This is a genomic window from Micromonospora sp. NPDC003816 (assembly GCF_042874705.1).
GTDB lineage: Bacteria > Actinomycetota > Actinomycetes > Mycobacteriales > Micromonosporaceae > Micromonospora.
This window is the reverse complement of sequence record NZ_JBIANP010000002.1, coordinates 744,357-758,766: the sequence shown is the minus strand read 5'-3', so window position 1 is coordinate 758,766 and position 14,410 is coordinate 744,357. Positions and strand designations below refer to the sequence as shown.

Below are 14,410 nucleotides of genomic sequence, written 5' to 3'. Positions count from 1 at the left end.
AACCGATTTACCACCACCCCGAGCCGGGGCCGTGCAAGGAAGGGCCCCCTGCTAACGCCTGGTGTCGTACAGGGGACCCCTGCTTACATCAGGTGCGGGGTTGGCCACTTCCGGGGCGGCTCGCTGAGCCGATCGGGCCGGGCGGGGATACGGTCGGGGCATGGTCGAGCGCGTCGCCCGCCCCCGGGTCGGGCACATCCAGTTCCTCAACTGCCTGCCCATCTACTGGGGGCTGATGCGCTCGGGTGCGCTGCTCGACGTCGACCTGCACAAGGACTCGCCGGACCGGCTCAGCGCCGCGCTGGTCGCCGGTGACCTGGACATCGGGCCGATCACCCTGGTCGAGTACCTGCGGCACGCCGACGAACTGCTGCTCCTGCCGGACCTGGCGGTCGGCAGTGACGGCCCGGTGCTCTCGGTCAACTTGGTCAGCACCCGCCCGCTGGCCGACCTCGACGGGGCGCGGATCGCGCTCGGGTCCACCTCGCGGACCGGGGTGCTGCTCGCCCGGCTGCTGTTGCGCGAGCGGTACGGCGTCGACCCGGAGTACTTCCGCTGCCCGCCGGACCTGACCCAGATGCTGCTGGAGGCCGACGCCGCGGTGCTGATCGGTGACGTGGCCCTGCGGGCGATGTACGAAGCCCCCCGGCAGGGGCTGACCGTGACCGACCTGGGGCTCGCCTGGCGGGAGTGGACCGGCCTGCCGATGGTCTTCGCCGTCTGGGCGGTCCGCCGCGACTTCGCCGCCGCCCATCCCGGCCTGGTCAAGGAGGTCCACGAGGCGTTCCTGCGCTCGCGTGACCTGTGCCTGGCCGAGCTGGACCAGGTCGCCGAGTCGGCGGCCCGTTGGGAACCCTTCGACGCGGCCACCCTCGCCGAGTACTTCCGGGCCCTGGACTTCTCGCTCGGCGAGCGTCAGGTCGCCGGGCTCCGGGAGTTCGCCCGTCGGGCCGCCGAGATCGGCGAGACGCCCGCGTTGCCGGCCGGCGGACCGGCCTTCTTCACCCGCTGACCGCACCCCGAACCGGCGGCAGCGCGGCCGTCGAGCCCCCGCCGTGCGCCGCCGCCGGCGCTGCGGTCGGCTGCTGACCACCCGCGCACCCTCAGGTACGCGTCAGCAGGGCCTCGGTGATCTCCTGGCAGTTGTCCATGCCGTACTCGTAGCCCTTGGCGATGGGGTAGCGGAGCATCACGCCCATCGTCCAGGTGTCGCCGACCGCCAGGCAGTTGACGTGGATCTCCTGCTCCTGGGTGCGGTCCACCCAGCCGTTCTTGATGGCGATCCGCTTCGCCTCGTCGGCCGGGAACGCCTTGCGGATGCCGAAGTCGCCGGCACCGCGTACCAGGCGCATCTCCTTGAGCAGCCACTTGGTCCACTCGGGGCCGGCGGCCCGTCCGTCGGCGATGCAGTTGCCCAGCCGGGCGGTGTCGCGGGGAGACAGCTCGGTACGGCTCCACCCCAGGTCACTGGAGACCTTGCTGTCGGTCAGGTCGCAGACGGACAGCAACCGCTTGATCGACGCGGCCCGCCCGATCTGGGTGTAGAGCTGCTCGGTGCGGGTGTTGTCGCTGTCCCGGATGATCCTGGTCAGGTCGTCGAGCTTCGCGTCGCTCGGCGTCTGTCCCGCGTTCGCGGTGCGGCGCAGGTAGTCGGCGACGACCCAGGACTTGATGAGCGAGGCGGTGGTGTTGGTCTCGTCCATGTTGTCCGAGCCGATGATCTCGCCGGAACGGCGGTCCAGCACGCTCCAGCCGTACCAGCCGTCGATGTCCAGGTCGAGCTGCTTCGCCGCGAACGGCAGCGGCTCGGGCTCCGGTGACGGGCTGGGCGAGGGCGACGGACGCGTGTGGCGGTCGGTGAGCGAGCCGTCGCGGGACACCGGCGGATCGGACCGGCCCCACTCGGCGGCGGCGCGGGACTCGAAGGGCGAGCCGGGGAGCAGGCGCAGGGAGACCAGGACCAGCCCGAGCAGTACGCAGGCGATCGCGATCAGCCGTAGCGGGGATGTTCCGCCCTCCCGGTCGCGCTTGCGGGCGGCCATCAGAGCTTCCCGACCGGCTGCTGCGGCACCTTGAGCGCACCGCCGGGCTGCGGGGTCACCAGTTGGGCGGCGACGCTGGCGCAGACGTCGGCCCCGTAGTCGAGCTTCTCGGCGATCGAATAGCGAAGCATGACGGCCAGACTCCACTTCTCGGTGACGGCGAGGCAGTTGACGTGCCAGTTGCGGTCGTAATAGAGGCGGGTCCAGCCGTTCTTTATGCCGACCGGGCCCTGACTGGTGATCGACTCAGGTAGGCCGTCGATGATGCCCCATCGGCCGCCGCCCCAACCCTCCTCCTCGTGCTGGTCCTTCGCGGCGGTGCTGCCGCGCACCTTGCTCATCTCGGAGAGCACCCATTCGGTCCACTTCGGGCCGGCTGCCCGGCCGTCGGCGATGCAGTCGCCGAGTCGGACCGCGTCGCGCGGGGACATCCTGGTGAAGCTCCACCAGCCCTCGTACCCCTTGACGTTGCCCCGCTTGGTGTCGGTGAGGTCGCAGATGCTGATCGCGCGCTTGATCACCGGGCCGGGTTGGCCGCCGGCCGGCACCGCGTACGAGCCGCCGGCCATGCGGTAGATGTAGTTGGTCGACGAGTCGTCGCTGTCCCGGATGGCCTTGCTGGCCGCCTTCTTCTGCGCGGCCGTCGGCTCCTCGTCGCCGAGTTGGCGCAGGTAGTCGGCGACGATCCAGGCCTTGATCATCGACTCGGTGGAGCTTGTCGCGGCCATGTTCTTCGAGCCGGAGATCTTGCCCGACTCGCGGTCCATCAGCGCCCACGAGAAGAACTCGCCCTCGAAGTTCACCGAGACCTTGCCTGCGGCGAGGGTCGGTGGCGGCGGTGGCGCGGGCGGCGGCGCCGCGACGCTCTCCTGGGCGGCGTTCGCCTCGTCGCCGGAGAGCCGGGCGTACGCGGCCGGCACCAGCATGACGCCGCCGAGTAGCACCGCCGTGACGGCGAACACCATGATCACGCGAGATCGCATGAGCGGGTGAGCTCCAGATGTCAGGGCCGGGGGGACCGGCTTGTTGCCAGGACTGACCGGTATGGATCGCTTGCGGAGGCGGGGGATGTGCCCCTGAAGGCAGGCGATCGTTCGGCACCGATCGGTGTGACCTGCGAAGTCTACGTCCGGATCTGCGTGACGCCAGGATCCGACACTGGCCAACTCGCGGGGAAGGCGGGATAAGAACCCGCTACGCGGCTGTTGCGAGGATTTGTGGCTCGTTTGTGACCCGTCTCACAGCGATGGACGCTACTCGTGGCGTGCGGACGGTAACGCTCGGGCATCTCGTATTTCTATGACACCCCCCTGGTGCCGCTGGTCGCAAGCTGTAACACTGAGTCCATGTATGGCAATGACTTCCCGGGCGAGGACCCGCCCGGCGGCCTGCTCGGCGAGGTCGAGGCGGCGGAGGCCGCGCTGCGCGCCGCGGCGGAACAGGGACGGACGGTCGCCGAACCCGGCACCGACCTGGCGACGTACTTCACGGCCGTGGTCGAGGCCGACCAGAAGATCGAGCCGCGCGACTGGATGCCGGAGGCGTACCGGCGGACGCTGATCCGGCAGATCGCCCAGCACGCGCACTCCGAGATCATCGGCATGCAGCCGGAGGGCAACTGGATCAGCCGGGCGCCGTCGCTCAAGCGCAAGGCGATCCTGCTCGCCAAGGTGCAGGACGAGGCCGGTCACGGGCTCTACCTCTACGCCGCCGCCGAGACCCTCGGGGTGAGCCGGGACGAACTGGTCCAACTCCTGCTCGACGGCCGGCAGAAGTACAGCTCGATCTTCAACTACCCGACTCTGACCTGGGCCGACGTCGGTGCCATCGGCTGGCTGGTGGACGGCGCGGCGATCGTCAACCAGGTGCCGTTGTGCCGCTGCTCCTACGGCCCGTACGCCCGCGCCATGATCCGGGTCTGCAAGGAGGAGTCGTTCCACCAGCGCCAGGGCTACGAGATCCTGCACGTGCTGGCACACGGCACCCCGGCCCAGCGGGCGATGGCGCAGGACGCGGTCGACCGCTGGTGGTATCCGTCGCTGGCCATGTTCGGCCCGCCGGACGGTGACTCCACCCACTCCGCCCAGTCGATGGCCTGGAAGATCAAGCGCTTCTCCAACGACGAGTTGCGGCAGCGCTTCGTGGACATGTGCGTCGGCCAGGCGGAGGCGCTCGGGCTCACCATTCCCGACTCGGACCTGCGCTGGAACGAGGAGCGCCAGGCGTACGACTACACCCAGCCCGACTACGCCGAGCTGATGCGGGTGATCAAGGGCAACGGGCCGTGCAACCGGCAGCGGATGGCGCACCGCCGCCAGGCGCACACCGACGGCGCATGGGTACGCGAGGCCGCCGAGGCGTACGCGGCGAAGCGGCGGACCAACGAGAAGGTGGCAGCGTGAGCGCGAGGAGTGAGCCGGTGTTGCGAGCCCCGCAGTCGCGAACCGAGGCAACACAGTGAGCGCGACGAGTGCTGGCAGGGAAACCTCGCCGCTCTGGGAGGTCTTCGTCCGGGCCCGACGGGGCCTGTCGCACACGCACGTGGGCAGCCTGCACGCGCCCGACGCCGAGTTGGCGCTGCGCAACGCCCGGGACCTCTACACCCGCCGTCAGGAGGGGGTGTCGATCTGGGTGGTGCCGGCCGGCGCGATCACCGCCTCCAGCCCCGACGAGAAGGACGCCTTCTTCGACCCGGCCGCCGACAAGGTCTACCGCCATCCCACCTTCTACGAGGTGCCGGACGGGGTGGCGCACCTGTGAACGGTCCCTTCGCCTTCACTCTGGCGCTCGGCGACGACGCGTTGATCGCGGCGCAGCGGCTCGCCGAGTGGACCACCCGCGCCCCGGAGATGGAGGAGGACATCGCGCTGGCCAACATCGCCCTCGACCAGCTCGGTGCGGCGCGGCTGCTGCTGACGTACGCGGGTGAGCTGGAGGGCGCGGGCCGCGACGAGGACGCGCTGGCGTACCTGCGCGACGACCGGGAGTTCCGCAACTGCCTGCTGGTTGAGCTGCCGAACGGCGACTTCGCGGTGACCATGGCGAAGCTGCTCGTGCTGTCGGCGTACCAGCTTCCGCTCTACACCGCGCTGGCCGGCTGCGCGGACGAGCGGCTGGCCGCGATCGGCGGCAAGGCCCGCAAGGAGTCCGCCTACCACCTGGACCACGCCGCGCTCTGGGTGAAGCGGCTCGGCGACGGCACCGCCGAGTCGCACCGGCGGATGCAGGCCGCCGTCGACCAGGTCTGGCCGTACGCCGACGAGCTGTTCACCCCCGGGCCGGATGCGCCGGTCGACCCGGCCACCCTGCGGGCCGGATTCGACCGCACGGTCACCGGGGTGCTCGCCGAGGCGACCCTCACCGCGCCCGAGTCGGCCTGGGCGCCGGCCGGCGGGCGGGACGGCGTGCACACCGAACACCTGTCGTACCTGCTCGCCGAGATGCAGGTGCTGCACCGCGCGCACCCCGGGGCGCGCTGGTGAGCGCGGACGGACCGCCGCGATGACCGACCCGCGCACGGCCGTCGCGTCGGTGGTGGACCCCGAGATCCGGGTGGTCACCATCGACGACCTCGGCATCCTGCGGGCGGTCGAGGAGGATGCGGCCACGGGCCACGTCGTGGTGACCATCACCCCGACGTACACCGGCTGCCCGGCGATGGACGTCATCCGGGCCGACATCCGGCGGGCGTTGGCCGCCGCCGGACATCCGGACGCCGAGGTGCGTACGGTGCACAGTCCCGCTTGGAGCACCGACTGGATCAGCGATGCCGGCCGGGCCAAGCTGGCCGCCGCCGGCATCGCCCCACCGGGGGCGGCACCCCGCGACGGCGTGGTCCCGTTGACCCTCGCCGTGCGGTGCCCACGCTGCGGTTCACCGGAGACCGCGCAGCTCAGTCGCTTCGGCTCCACCGCGTGCAAGGCGCTGTGGCGCTGTCGCGCCTGTTCCGAACCCTTCGACCATGTGAAGGCGCTGTGACTGTCACCATCACCCGTCCGGTCCGCCGCCGCCCGGTGTTCCACCCGTTGCCCGTGGTCGCGGTGGACCGGCTCACCGCCGACGCCGTCGCGATCACCTTCGACGTACCCGAGGACCTGCGCGAGACCTTCGCCTTCCAGGCCGGCCAGCACCTCACCGTACGGCTGCCCACCGAGGGTGGGGGTGCCGGCCAGGACGTGCGCCGGTCGTACTCGATCTGCTCGATCCCGCAGGACCTGGCCCGGCACGGGCGGCTGCGGATCGGCGTGCGGGAGATCCCCGGCGGGGCGTTCTCGGCGTACGCCTGCGGGGTGCTGCGGCGCGGCGACACCGTCGAGGTGCTGCCGCCGCTGGGACACTTCGGCACCGCGTTCGACCCGGACCGGGTCCGTCGCTATGGCGCGGTGGTCGCCGGCTCCGGGATCACCCCGGTGCTGTCGCTGATCGCCACCGCCCTGGCCGTCGAGCCGGCCAGCACCTTCACCCTGGTGTACGGCAACCGCACGGCCAACTCGGTGATGTTCGCCGAGGAGTTGGCCGACCTGAAGGACCGCTACCCGACCCGGCTGCACCTGGTGCACGTGCTGTCCCGGGAGCAGACCGAGTCGCCGCTGCTCTCCGGGCGGATCGACGCCACGCGTCTGGGGCGGTTGCTGGACACCGTGGTGCCCGGTGGCGCGATCGAGGAGTGGTTCCTCTGCGGCCCGTACGGGCTCGTGGTGGACGCCAGGACGGTGCTCGTCGGGCGGGGCGTCGCCGAGTCGGCGGTGCACACGGAGCTGTTCCACGTCGACGCGCCACCGGAGCCGGTCCGCCGTCCGGGCGACGAGCCGGGCACCGGCACCGAGGTCACCATCCTGCTCGACGGCCGCTCGTCGCGCTTCACCATGCGCCGCGACGAGCGGGTCCTGGACGCGGCGTTGAAGGTCCGCAGCGAGTTGCCGTACGCCTGCAAGGGCGGCGTCTGCTCGACCTGCCGCGCGAAGGTGGTCTCCGGTCGGGTCGAGATGGCCCGCAACTACGCGCTTGAGCCTGACGAGGTGGCCGCCGGTTACGTGCTGACCTGCCAGTCCAGCCCGGTAACCGACACCGTCACCGTCGACTACGACGCCTGAGGCCACCCGCGTCACCCGCTCGGTCGGAACTTCGGGTGGTCGGCGGAGTCAACGGACGGCGGTGTACCGGGCGTTGCGGGACCGTTCCTGGCCGCTCATCTGCACGAGGTTCTGCCTCCGCAGTGAGCGCAGCGCGCGGTGTATCTGGTGCGGCCGTAGCCCGGTGGCCGTCTCGAGTTCCGCCCGAGAGCGGCTGCCGACGCCCAGTGCCGCCAGGACGATGCCCTCGTTCGCGTTCAACGGAGGTCGGGAACCGGAAGCCGGTGCGGCCATGGGTGCGAAAAGGTCGGGTGCTTCGGCGATGACGTCGGTCAGCAGTCGATAGGTCGTGCCCCCCCGTGAGCCTTGCTGCGCGACCAGCCCACGTTCCACGAGCTCGCGGAGTTCCCGGCTGGCCGCGCGACTGTCGGACACGCCGGTCACGTCGCGGTAGGAACTGTTGGACAGTTCCCGCCCGCTGCGCATCAGCACGAGAGCGGTCATCTGGGACCGGCTCAACGGACCTCGACCGAGCGACCCCAACCACCTGATGGCCTCCTCGTCCAGCAGTGTGTGGTTGGGGAACTCCACGGTGAAGGTGGCGATGTCGTCCACGAATCGGGGTTGCTCCATGCCGGCTTCGGCGAGGGCGACCCTGATACGGGTGATCCCACTGCCTCGGTTCTCGCAGACCATGTGGCCGTCGCCGAAGGGTGTGTCTTCGAGAATCTTGAGCAGGGCTCGGTTGCGGGACGAGGTGACCGGCGTCGTGCCGAGCGAGCTCACCTCCACCGGACCGTAGAGTCCGCCCGGGTTCCTGATCACCAAACGGTCCGGATACATCTCGACCTGGACCTGCATGCCCCGCGCGAACTCGGCGTAGTCGCGGTGTACGAGCGCGTTGACCAGCGCCTCGCGCAGTACCTCCTCCGGGTACTCCCACTCCTCGGTCCGATAGAGACCCGTGATCACGTTGCGCCGTTTCATGTTGCGCTTCAGCACCCGGATGCATTCCGCGACCATCACGGGTATCGAACCGTCCACGGACCGGTTCTCGCTGAAACGTTCGCCGCGGGGACCGAGAACTCCCGGCTGTGCCGTGGGGTACGCCACGAAGGTCAACCCCAACTGAGGCTCGAAGGTCTGTGGATAGGTGCCGAACACGAGGAGCCCGGCCAGGGTGGGAACCACGACGTCCTGGTGACGGGTCAGGACGTTCAGCATGATCAGCACCTGTTCGTCGTCCAGCCGCCGGAAGATGTCCGCCCGGGACTGTCGGATCCGGACCAGGAATGCCGCGAGAAGGTCCGCGTCCAGATCGTCCGGCGTGGCACGTGGGACCGGCGCCACGTCGTGCCGTTGTTCGGTGCGGTTGGCCAACAGCACCGCCACCTCGTAGTCGGTGAGGCGGCGGTCTCCGTCGCCGACCCGGATCCGGGAACCCGCCCACGGGCCGAGGCTCCTCTTGTGGCACGGACGTTGGTCGCGGGCCAGCTGTGGGACCTCGCAGACCACGACGTGGCGACCGTCGAGTTCGACGGTGCTGATGTCCGCGCGAACCGCCGGCTCCAGATCAGCGCAGACCGCCCCGAGGTTTGCCTCCGTGGCACCCGGTTCGGCGACGCCCGTCACCGCGAATGCGTCGCGCTCGTCGACCCCGAGAAGCAGGTACCCGCCGCTCGCGTTGGCGAAGGCGCTGATCGTTTCCCAGATACTGGCCGGGAGTCCGCCCTGGGCCTTCTTGACTTCGCAGGTCGAGTAGTCGTTGCGGAGCTGGCGAAGGCGTTCGAGTAGTTCTCGGAGTTCCGATGCCTCCACTGGTCACCTCCGGCGGCGAGTTCCTGGTGTGGCTCAGTGTGACACTGTGATGGAGATGTGGTGCGGTGACATGCCGTTGTGTGGCGCCTGTGTGGCCTGAGGAGTAACACAGCTCGGTGCTGTGTGACGGCAGTAACGGCTCGTCAGTCGCCTCCGCGCAGCACAGGTCCTCGACGTACGCTCGGGATGTGACGACGAGCCGGGAGATCGACGACATCCTGCAGCGTGGCGCGGACGGTGGGCGGATCACGCCCGAGGAGGCGCTGCTGCTCTACACCGAGGCGCCCTTCCACGCGCTGGGCGAGGCCGCGGACGCGGTGCGCCGTCGGCGGTACCCGGACAACGTCGTCACCTACCTGATCGACCGCAACATCAACTACACCAACGTCTGCGTGACGGCGTGCAAGTTCTGCGCCTTCTATCGGGCTCCGAAGCACAAGGAGGGGTGGACCCACCCCACCGAGGAGATCCTGCGCCGCTGCGGCGAGGCGGTCGAGTTGGGCGCGACCCAGGTCATGCTCCAGGGCGGCCACCACCCGGACTACGGGGTGGAGTACTACGAGGAGTTGTTCTCCTCGGTCAAGAAGGCGTACCCGCAGCTCGCCATCCACTCGATCGGGCCGAGCGAGATCCTGCACATGGCGAAGGTCTCCGGCGTGAGCCTGGACGACGCCATCGCCCGGATCAAGGCCGCCGGGCTGGACTCGATCGCCGGTGCCGGTGCCGAGATGCTTCCGGAGCGCCCGCGCCGGGCGATCGCGCCGCTCAAGGAGTCGGGTGAGCGCTGGCTGGAGGTCATGGAGCTGGCGCACCGGCAGGGCGTCGAGTCGACCGCGACGATGATGATGGGCACCGGTGAGACGGCCGCCGAGCGGATCGAGCACCTGCGGATGATCCGCGACGTGCAGGACCGTACCCAGGGCTTCCGGTCGTTCATCCCGTGGACGTACCAGCCGGAGAACAACCACCTCAAGGGCCGGACCCAGGCGACCACGCTGGAGTACCTGCGCCTGGTGGCGGTGGCCCGGCTCTTCTTCGAGACCGTGCCGCACCTGCAGGCGTCCTGGTTGACCACGGGCAAGGACGTGGGGCAGCTCGCGCTGCACATGGGCGTGGACGACCTGGGTTCGATCATGCTGGAGGAGAACGTCATCTCCTCGGCGGGTGCCCGGCACCGGTCCAACCTGCACGAGCTGATCGGGATGATCCGCTCCGCCGACCGGATCCCGGCGCAACGGGACACGCTCTACCAGCGGCTGGCCGTGCACCACACCCCCGCCGACGACCCCACCGACGAACGGGTGGTGTCGCACTTCTCGTCGATCGCGCTGCCCGGCGGCGGTGCCGGCCGCTCCCTGCCGCTGGTCGAGGCGAACTGACTCTCCCCGAGGTCACGGGCGGTTTCCGGGAAGGTCACGGTTCGCCAACGGTGTCGCTTCTCAGCTGATCATCCGAACGGCTCACCCCGCCCATCCATCCGGTTCGAAGCGCGACGCCGGAGCGGTGCGGGGTCGCGCTCCCCTGGGCAACAAGAGCCATCAATCCGGACAAACCTTAAATGGCGATTAGCTGAGCAGCCTGTGGCGGGTGTGAACCGGGGTGGCGCGGGTGATCCCTGAGCGCTAACGTCCCCGGCCGTACGCTTCACACCACTCCACGGGGGAGACCCTTCAATGATCTTCCGCACTCGCCGTGCCGCGAGCCTGGCCACGGCCGCACTGCTCGCCTCGGGCGCGGTCGCCGCGTTCGGCGCGCCGGCCCACGCGGCCGGCACCGAGACCGACCTGGCGATCACCTCGGCCGGCACCAAGGTCACCGACGGTGTCTGGGGCAAGGTCGCCTGGGCCAAGATCGCCAACCAGGGCAAGAACACCCCGAGCAAGGTCTCCCTCAGGGTCGACGCCTCCAAGGTGGACGAGAGCAAGCTCTGGTTCGTGACGTTCACCGAGGGTGGGTGCACCTTCGACAACGACCCGGACCCGAACCTGTTCGTCTGCGAGCTGGACAAGACCGAGATCCCCGGTCCCGGCGAGACCACCGAGCTGCCGCTCCTCCTGATCAAGCCCGGTGGAACGGCCACCGGGCCGTACAAGGCCCCGGTCACCATCACCGTCGAGTCGCCGGACGACACCGACGACAGCAACAACAGCGTCACCTTCGACGTCGAGGTGACCCCGGAGAGCGGCGTCGACCTGGGCGTGATCGTCCCGGACGTGAAGACCAGCTTTGACTTCGAGACCGTCAAAGAGGGCAAGAAGCTGCACCCCGGTGACACCGCCCTGGTCTACAGCGAGATCGCCAACCAGGGCGACATGGCCGCACGGGGACTCAAGCTGACCTACAAGCTGCCCGAGCACGTCAGCCTGGCCTTCCCGATCGACGGCTGCAAGACCGGCGCCGACCGCACCGTGGTCTGCGAGGACAAGGACTTCGTGCTCGAGCAGGACAGCGTACTGATCCTCCCGCTGCCGGTCGTGGTGGACGAGGACGTGAAGGCGCCGGTGGCCCTCAAGGGCGGCTCGCTGGAGGCCGTGGCGCACGGCGCGTTGAAGCCGGAAGCCCGGATCAGCAAGCAGGCGACCAAGCCCGACTTCGACCGGGCCGAGGTCCGGAAGATCGAGGAGTCCGAGTTCGTCGACATCGACCCGTCCGACAACAGCGACGACTTCGCCGTGATCGTGGCGGCCACCGGCAACGGTGGCGGCGGCGGTGGCCTGCCGGTCACCGGTGTGCAGGCGGGCGTGATCGGCGCCGTCGGCGCGGGTGTCGTGCTCGCCGGTGCGGCCATGTTCCTGGTGTCCCGTCGTCGCCGGGTGGTCCTGGTGGCTCCGGGCGACGAGAAGACCAATTCCTGAGGTAGTCCTCAATCGGCCCGCGCGGGCCGTTCACATAACGCACGGCAGTAGGGGCGGGATGGGCGACCATCCCGCCCCTACTGTCTCTGCGGTGGGCGCCGGTGACCCTGGGCGTGAAGGGTGCGAGGCCCGGCTGGCAGAGTGGAGGGGTGAGCACCCCGCAGGGCCAGCGCGCCAGCCTGGACAAGCAGCCGCACGAGGTCGCCGCGATGTTCGACGGGGTCGCGGCCCGCTACGACCTGACCAACACCGTCCTCTCCTTCGGGCAGGACCGGTTCTGGCGGCGGGCCACCCGGGCCGCGCTGGATCTGCGCCCCGGGGACCGGGTGCTGGACGTGGGCGCGGGCACCGGGGTCTCGACCGAAGAGCTGTCCCGTTCCGGGGCGTACGCGGTCGGCGCCGACCTGTCGTTGGGCATGCTCTATGCGGGCAAGCGGGTCCGTCCACAGGTGCCGCTGCTGGCCGGTGACGCCCTCCGGCTGCCCTTCGCCGATGCGAGTTTCGACGCGGTGACCATCTCCTTCGCGCTGCGCAACGTCAGCGACACCGATGCGGCGCTGCGCGAGCTGGCGCGGGTCACCCGGCCCGGCGGCCGGCTGGTGGTGTGCGAGTTCAGCACCCCGGTCAACCCGGCCTTCCGCACCGTCTACCTGTCGTACCTGATGCGGTCGTTGCCTGCGGTGGCGCGGACGGTGTCCAGCAACCCGGACGCCTACGTCTATCTCGCCGAGTCGATCCGGGCCTGGCCGGACCAGCCCGCGCTGGCCGCCCGGGTGGGCGCGGCCGGGTGGGGTCGGGTGGCGTGGCGGAACCTGAGCGGCGGCATCGTGGCGCTGCACCGCGCGATCCGCGACTGACCCGACTTGCACCATTTTCACCGCTATTTGGGCGAATAAGTCTGTTTGATATTGTCTGCCGCTTAGGCTGGCCCGCATGACGGATTCGCGCCACGTGGCCATCGATGATGCCGCCGAGCTGGTCGACCAGCTCAGGGATCTGGCCGGCGCGGATCCGGCGGACGTGCGTCAGGTGGTGTCCGAGGTGCTCGCCGCGCTGGACCGGGCTGCCGGCGGCGCGCTGCGGGAGCACCTGCCGGAGACGATCCGCGCAGGTCTGGACGCGACCGGCCCCCGCGCATAGGGCTGCTCCGATGCCTCGGACGGCATGAGCCCAGCGTCCGGGAGTTCCGTCAGTGTCCTGTTTCCGTGATGTTAGGTCGCCCTAACAAACCGAGCGTACGGCGGCGGTCATAGACTCGTCCCGACTGGCTTGTGAAGCATTTCACGAGCACCCGGGGAGGAGGCGCGAATGACCGCGGTGGAGAACGACGCCGACGTGATCGTCGTGGGCGCCGGCCCCGGTGGGGCGGCGACCGCATACCACCTGGCCCGGCACGGCGTACGCGTGCTGCTGCTGGAGAAGACCGAGTTCCCCCGGGAGAAGGTCTGTGGTGACGGGCTGACCCCGCGCGCGGTGCGGCAACTGATCCGGATGGGCGTGGACACCTCGCCCGAGGCCGGTTGGCTGCACAACCGAGGTCTGCGGGTGATCGGCGGCGGGGTCCGGCTCGAACTGGACTGGCCCGACCTGGCCAGCTTCCCGAACTACGGGCTGGTCCGCACCCGACTCGACTTCGACGACCTGCTCGTCCAGCGGGCGACGTCCGCCGGGGCGACGCTGCGGACCAACGTGAACGTGACCGGCCCGGTGCTCGACGGCAACGGCCGGGTGATCGGCGTGGAGGCCGAGGACGGCCCGGACAAGGCCCCGGCCACCTTCCACGCGCCGCTGGTCGTCGCCGCGGACGGCGTCTCCGGCCGCTTCCCGCTCGCCCTCGGGCTGGCCAAGCGCGAGGACCGTCCGATCGGCGTGGCGGTACGCCGCTACTACCGCTCCGAGGCCCGGCACGACGACAACTACCTGGAGTCCTGGCTGGAGCTGCGGGCCAAGGGCACCGGTGCCCTGCTGCCCGGGTACGGCTGGATCTTCGGCCTCGGCGACGGCCGGGTCAACGTCGGCCTCGGCATCCTCAACTCCTCGTCGGCCTTCGGCAAGACCAACTACCGGCGGCTGCTCACCGACTGGCTGGCCAACACGCCACCGGAGTGGGGGATGACCGACGAGGCCAACGCCGAGGGCTCGATCCTCGGCGCGGCGTTGCCCATGGGCTTCAACCGGGTGCCGCACTACACCCGGGGGGTCATGCTTGTCGGTGACTCCGGTGGCATGGTCAACCCGTTCAACGGCGAGGGCATCGCGTACGCCATGGAGTCCGGTGAACTGGCCGCGGAGGTCGCGGTGCAGGCGCTGGCCCGTCCGGTCGGTGCCGAGCGCGAGCGGGCACTGATGGCGTACCCGCAGGAGTTGAAGACCCGGTTCGGCGGCTACTACCGGCTGGGTGGGGTCTTCGTGAAGCTGATCGGCCGGCCCGAGATCATGCGGGTGGCGACCAAGCACGGCATGCCCCACCCGACCCTCATGAGATTCGTGCTCAAGCTGCTGGCCAACCTCACCGACCCTCGTGGCGGTGACGCGATGGACCGGGTGATCAATGCGATGACCCGGGTCGCGCCCGCAGTGTAGGGGCGCGGACCAGGCAGATCGACCCCCCGCCGACGGTCGC

14 protein-coding genes are annotated in these 14,410 nt (G+C 70.0%); 11 read left to right on the top strand and 3 right to left on the bottom strand.

The annotated features are described in order from the left end of the window. Nucleotides 1-160: 160 nt before the first annotated feature. Nucleotides 161-1,012, top strand: a complete 852-nt coding sequence (locus ACFYTT_RS09290; RefSeq protein WP_131055694.1) for a menaquinone biosynthetic enzyme MqnA/MqnD family protein — start codon at nucleotides 161-163, stop codon at nucleotides 1,010-1,012. 91 nt (nucleotides 1,013-1,103) lie between these two features. On the opposite strand, the gene ACFYTT_RS09285 is transcribed toward ACFYTT_RS09290, so the two are convergent. Beyond that, on the bottom strand, nucleotides 1,104-2,042 hold the full coding sequence (locus ACFYTT_RS09285; protein WP_131054610.1) for a serine hydrolase: 939 nt from the start codon (nucleotides 2,040-2,042) through the stop codon (nucleotides 1,104-1,106). Then, nucleotides 2,042-3,025 (bottom strand): hypothetical protein, encoded by a 984-nt coding sequence (locus ACFYTT_RS09280; RefSeq protein WP_387258347.1) that lies wholly within the window; start codon nucleotides 3,023-3,025, stop codon nucleotides 2,042-2,044. Before ACFYTT_RS09280 ends, ACFYTT_RS09285 begins: the two co-directional genes overlap by 1 nt. A gap of 363 nt (nucleotides 3,026-3,388) precedes the next feature. On the opposite strand from ACFYTT_RS09280, the gene paaA reads away from it, so the two are divergent. From paaA to paaE, 5 genes are read left to right on the top strand one after another with little or no spacing between them, the layout of a single operon-like run. Beyond that, a complete protein-coding gene (gene paaA, locus ACFYTT_RS09275) occupies nucleotides 3,389-4,444 on the top strand; it encodes a 1,2-phenylacetyl-CoA epoxidase subunit PaaA (protein WP_387258345.1) in 1,056 nt (351 codons plus the stop codon). A 55-nt stretch (nucleotides 4,445-4,499) separates the two neighbouring features. Next, on the top strand, nucleotides 4,500-4,802 hold the full coding sequence (gene paaB / locus ACFYTT_RS09270) for a 1,2-phenylacetyl-CoA epoxidase subunit PaaB (RefSeq protein ID WP_131054607.1): 303 nt from the start codon (nucleotides 4,500-4,502) through the stop codon (nucleotides 4,800-4,802). Further along, a complete protein-coding gene (gene paaC / locus ACFYTT_RS09265) occupies nucleotides 4,799-5,524 on the top strand; it encodes a 1,2-phenylacetyl-CoA epoxidase subunit PaaC (RefSeq protein WP_387258343.1) in 726 nt (241 codons plus the stop codon). The genes paaB and paaC overlap by 4 nt, the downstream gene beginning before the upstream one ends. Before the next feature lie 19 nt (nucleotides 5,525-5,543). Continuing rightward, on the top strand, nucleotides 5,544-6,020 hold the full coding sequence (gene paaD, locus ACFYTT_RS09260; protein WP_387258342.1) for a 1,2-phenylacetyl-CoA epoxidase subunit PaaD: 477 nt from the start codon (nucleotides 5,544-5,546) through the stop codon (nucleotides 6,018-6,020). Continuing rightward, a complete protein-coding gene (paaE, locus tag ACFYTT_RS09255; RefSeq protein WP_387258340.1) occupies nucleotides 6,017-7,135 on the top strand; it encodes a 1,2-phenylacetyl-CoA epoxidase subunit PaaE in 1,119 nt (372 codons plus the stop codon). The genes paaD and paaE overlap by 4 nt, the downstream gene beginning before the upstream one ends. Nucleotides 7,136-7,183: 48 nt before the next feature. Here paaE and ACFYTT_RS09250 read toward each other — a convergent pair whose 3' ends face one another. Then, nucleotides 7,184-8,932 carry an ATP-binding protein gene (locus ACFYTT_RS09250; protein WP_387258339.1) on the bottom strand — a complete coding sequence of 583 codons (1,749 nt, stop codon included), beginning with the start codon at nucleotides 8,930-8,932 and terminating at the stop codon, nucleotides 7,184-7,186. Nucleotides 8,933-9,120: 188 nt separating this feature from the next. On the opposite strand from ACFYTT_RS09250, the gene mqnC reads away from it, so the two are divergent. The 5 genes from mqnC (at nucleotide 9,121) to ACFYTT_RS09225 (ending at nucleotide 14,370) form a co-directional block, all read left to right on the top strand. Continuing rightward, the gene (mqnC, locus tag ACFYTT_RS09245) at nucleotides 9,121-10,311 is read left to right on the top strand and encodes a cyclic dehypoxanthinyl futalosine synthase (protein WP_131054602.1); all 1,191 of its coding nucleotides are present in this window, start codon (nucleotides 9,121-9,123) and stop codon (nucleotides 10,309-10,311) included. 294 nt (nucleotides 10,312-10,605) lie between these two features. Continuing rightward, nucleotides 10,606-11,787: an LPXTG cell wall anchor domain-containing protein gene (locus ACFYTT_RS09240; protein WP_176092339.1), complete on the top strand. Its 1,182-nt coding sequence runs from the start codon at nucleotides 10,606-10,608 to the stop codon at nucleotides 11,785-11,787. A gap of 149 nt (nucleotides 11,788-11,936) precedes the next feature. Next, nucleotides 11,937-12,644: a demethylmenaquinone methyltransferase gene (locus ACFYTT_RS09235; RefSeq protein ID WP_131054083.1), complete on the top strand. Its 708-nt coding sequence runs from the start codon at nucleotides 11,937-11,939 to the stop codon at nucleotides 12,642-12,644. Nucleotides 12,645-12,720: 76 nt separating this feature from the next. Beyond that, the gene (locus ACFYTT_RS09230; protein WP_131054082.1) at nucleotides 12,721-12,927 is read left to right on the top strand and encodes a hypothetical protein; all 207 of its coding nucleotides are present in this window, start codon (nucleotides 12,721-12,723) and stop codon (nucleotides 12,925-12,927) included. A gap of 168 nt (nucleotides 12,928-13,095) precedes the next feature. Continuing rightward, nucleotides 13,096-14,370 carry a geranylgeranyl reductase family protein gene (locus tag ACFYTT_RS09225; RefSeq protein WP_387258337.1) on the top strand — a complete coding sequence of 425 codons (1,275 nt, stop codon included), beginning with the start codon at nucleotides 13,096-13,098 and terminating at the stop codon, nucleotides 14,368-14,370. Nucleotides 14,371-14,410: the final 40 nt, after the last annotated feature.

What these genes read in the sequence shown, in the direction of transcription:
- ACFYTT_RS09230 (WP_131054082.1), top strand. Translation starts at nt 12,721, where the DNA reads ATGACGGATTCGCGCCACGTGGCCATCGATGATGCCGCCGAGCTGGTC.
- ACFYTT_RS09240 (WP_176092339.1), top strand. Translation starts at nt 10,606, where the DNA reads ATGATCTTCCGCACTCGCCGTGCCGCGAGCCTGGCCACGGCCGCACTG.
- ACFYTT_RS09285 (WP_131054610.1), bottom strand. Translation starts at nt 2,042, where the DNA reads ATGGCCGCCCGCAAGCGCGACCGGGAGGGCGGAACATCCCCGCTACGG.
- paaA (WP_387258345.1), top strand. Translation starts at nt 3,389, where the DNA reads ATGTATGGCAATGACTTCCCGGGCGAGGACCCGCCCGGCGGCCTGCTC.
- ACFYTT_RS09290 (WP_131055694.1), top strand. Translation starts at nt 161, where the DNA reads ATGGTCGAGCGCGTCGCCCGCCCCCGGGTCGGGCACATCCAGTTCCTC.
- ACFYTT_RS09225 (WP_387258337.1), top strand. Translation starts at nt 13,096, where the DNA reads ATGACCGCGGTGGAGAACGACGCCGACGTGATCGTCGTGGGCGCCGGC.
- paaD (WP_387258342.1), top strand. Translation starts at nt 5,544, where the DNA reads ATGACCGACCCGCGCACGGCCGTCGCGTCGGTGGTGGACCCCGAGATC.
- ACFYTT_RS09280 (WP_387258347.1), bottom strand. Translation starts at nt 3,025, where the DNA reads ATGCGATCTCGCGTGATCATGGTGTTCGCCGTCACGGCGGTGCTACTC.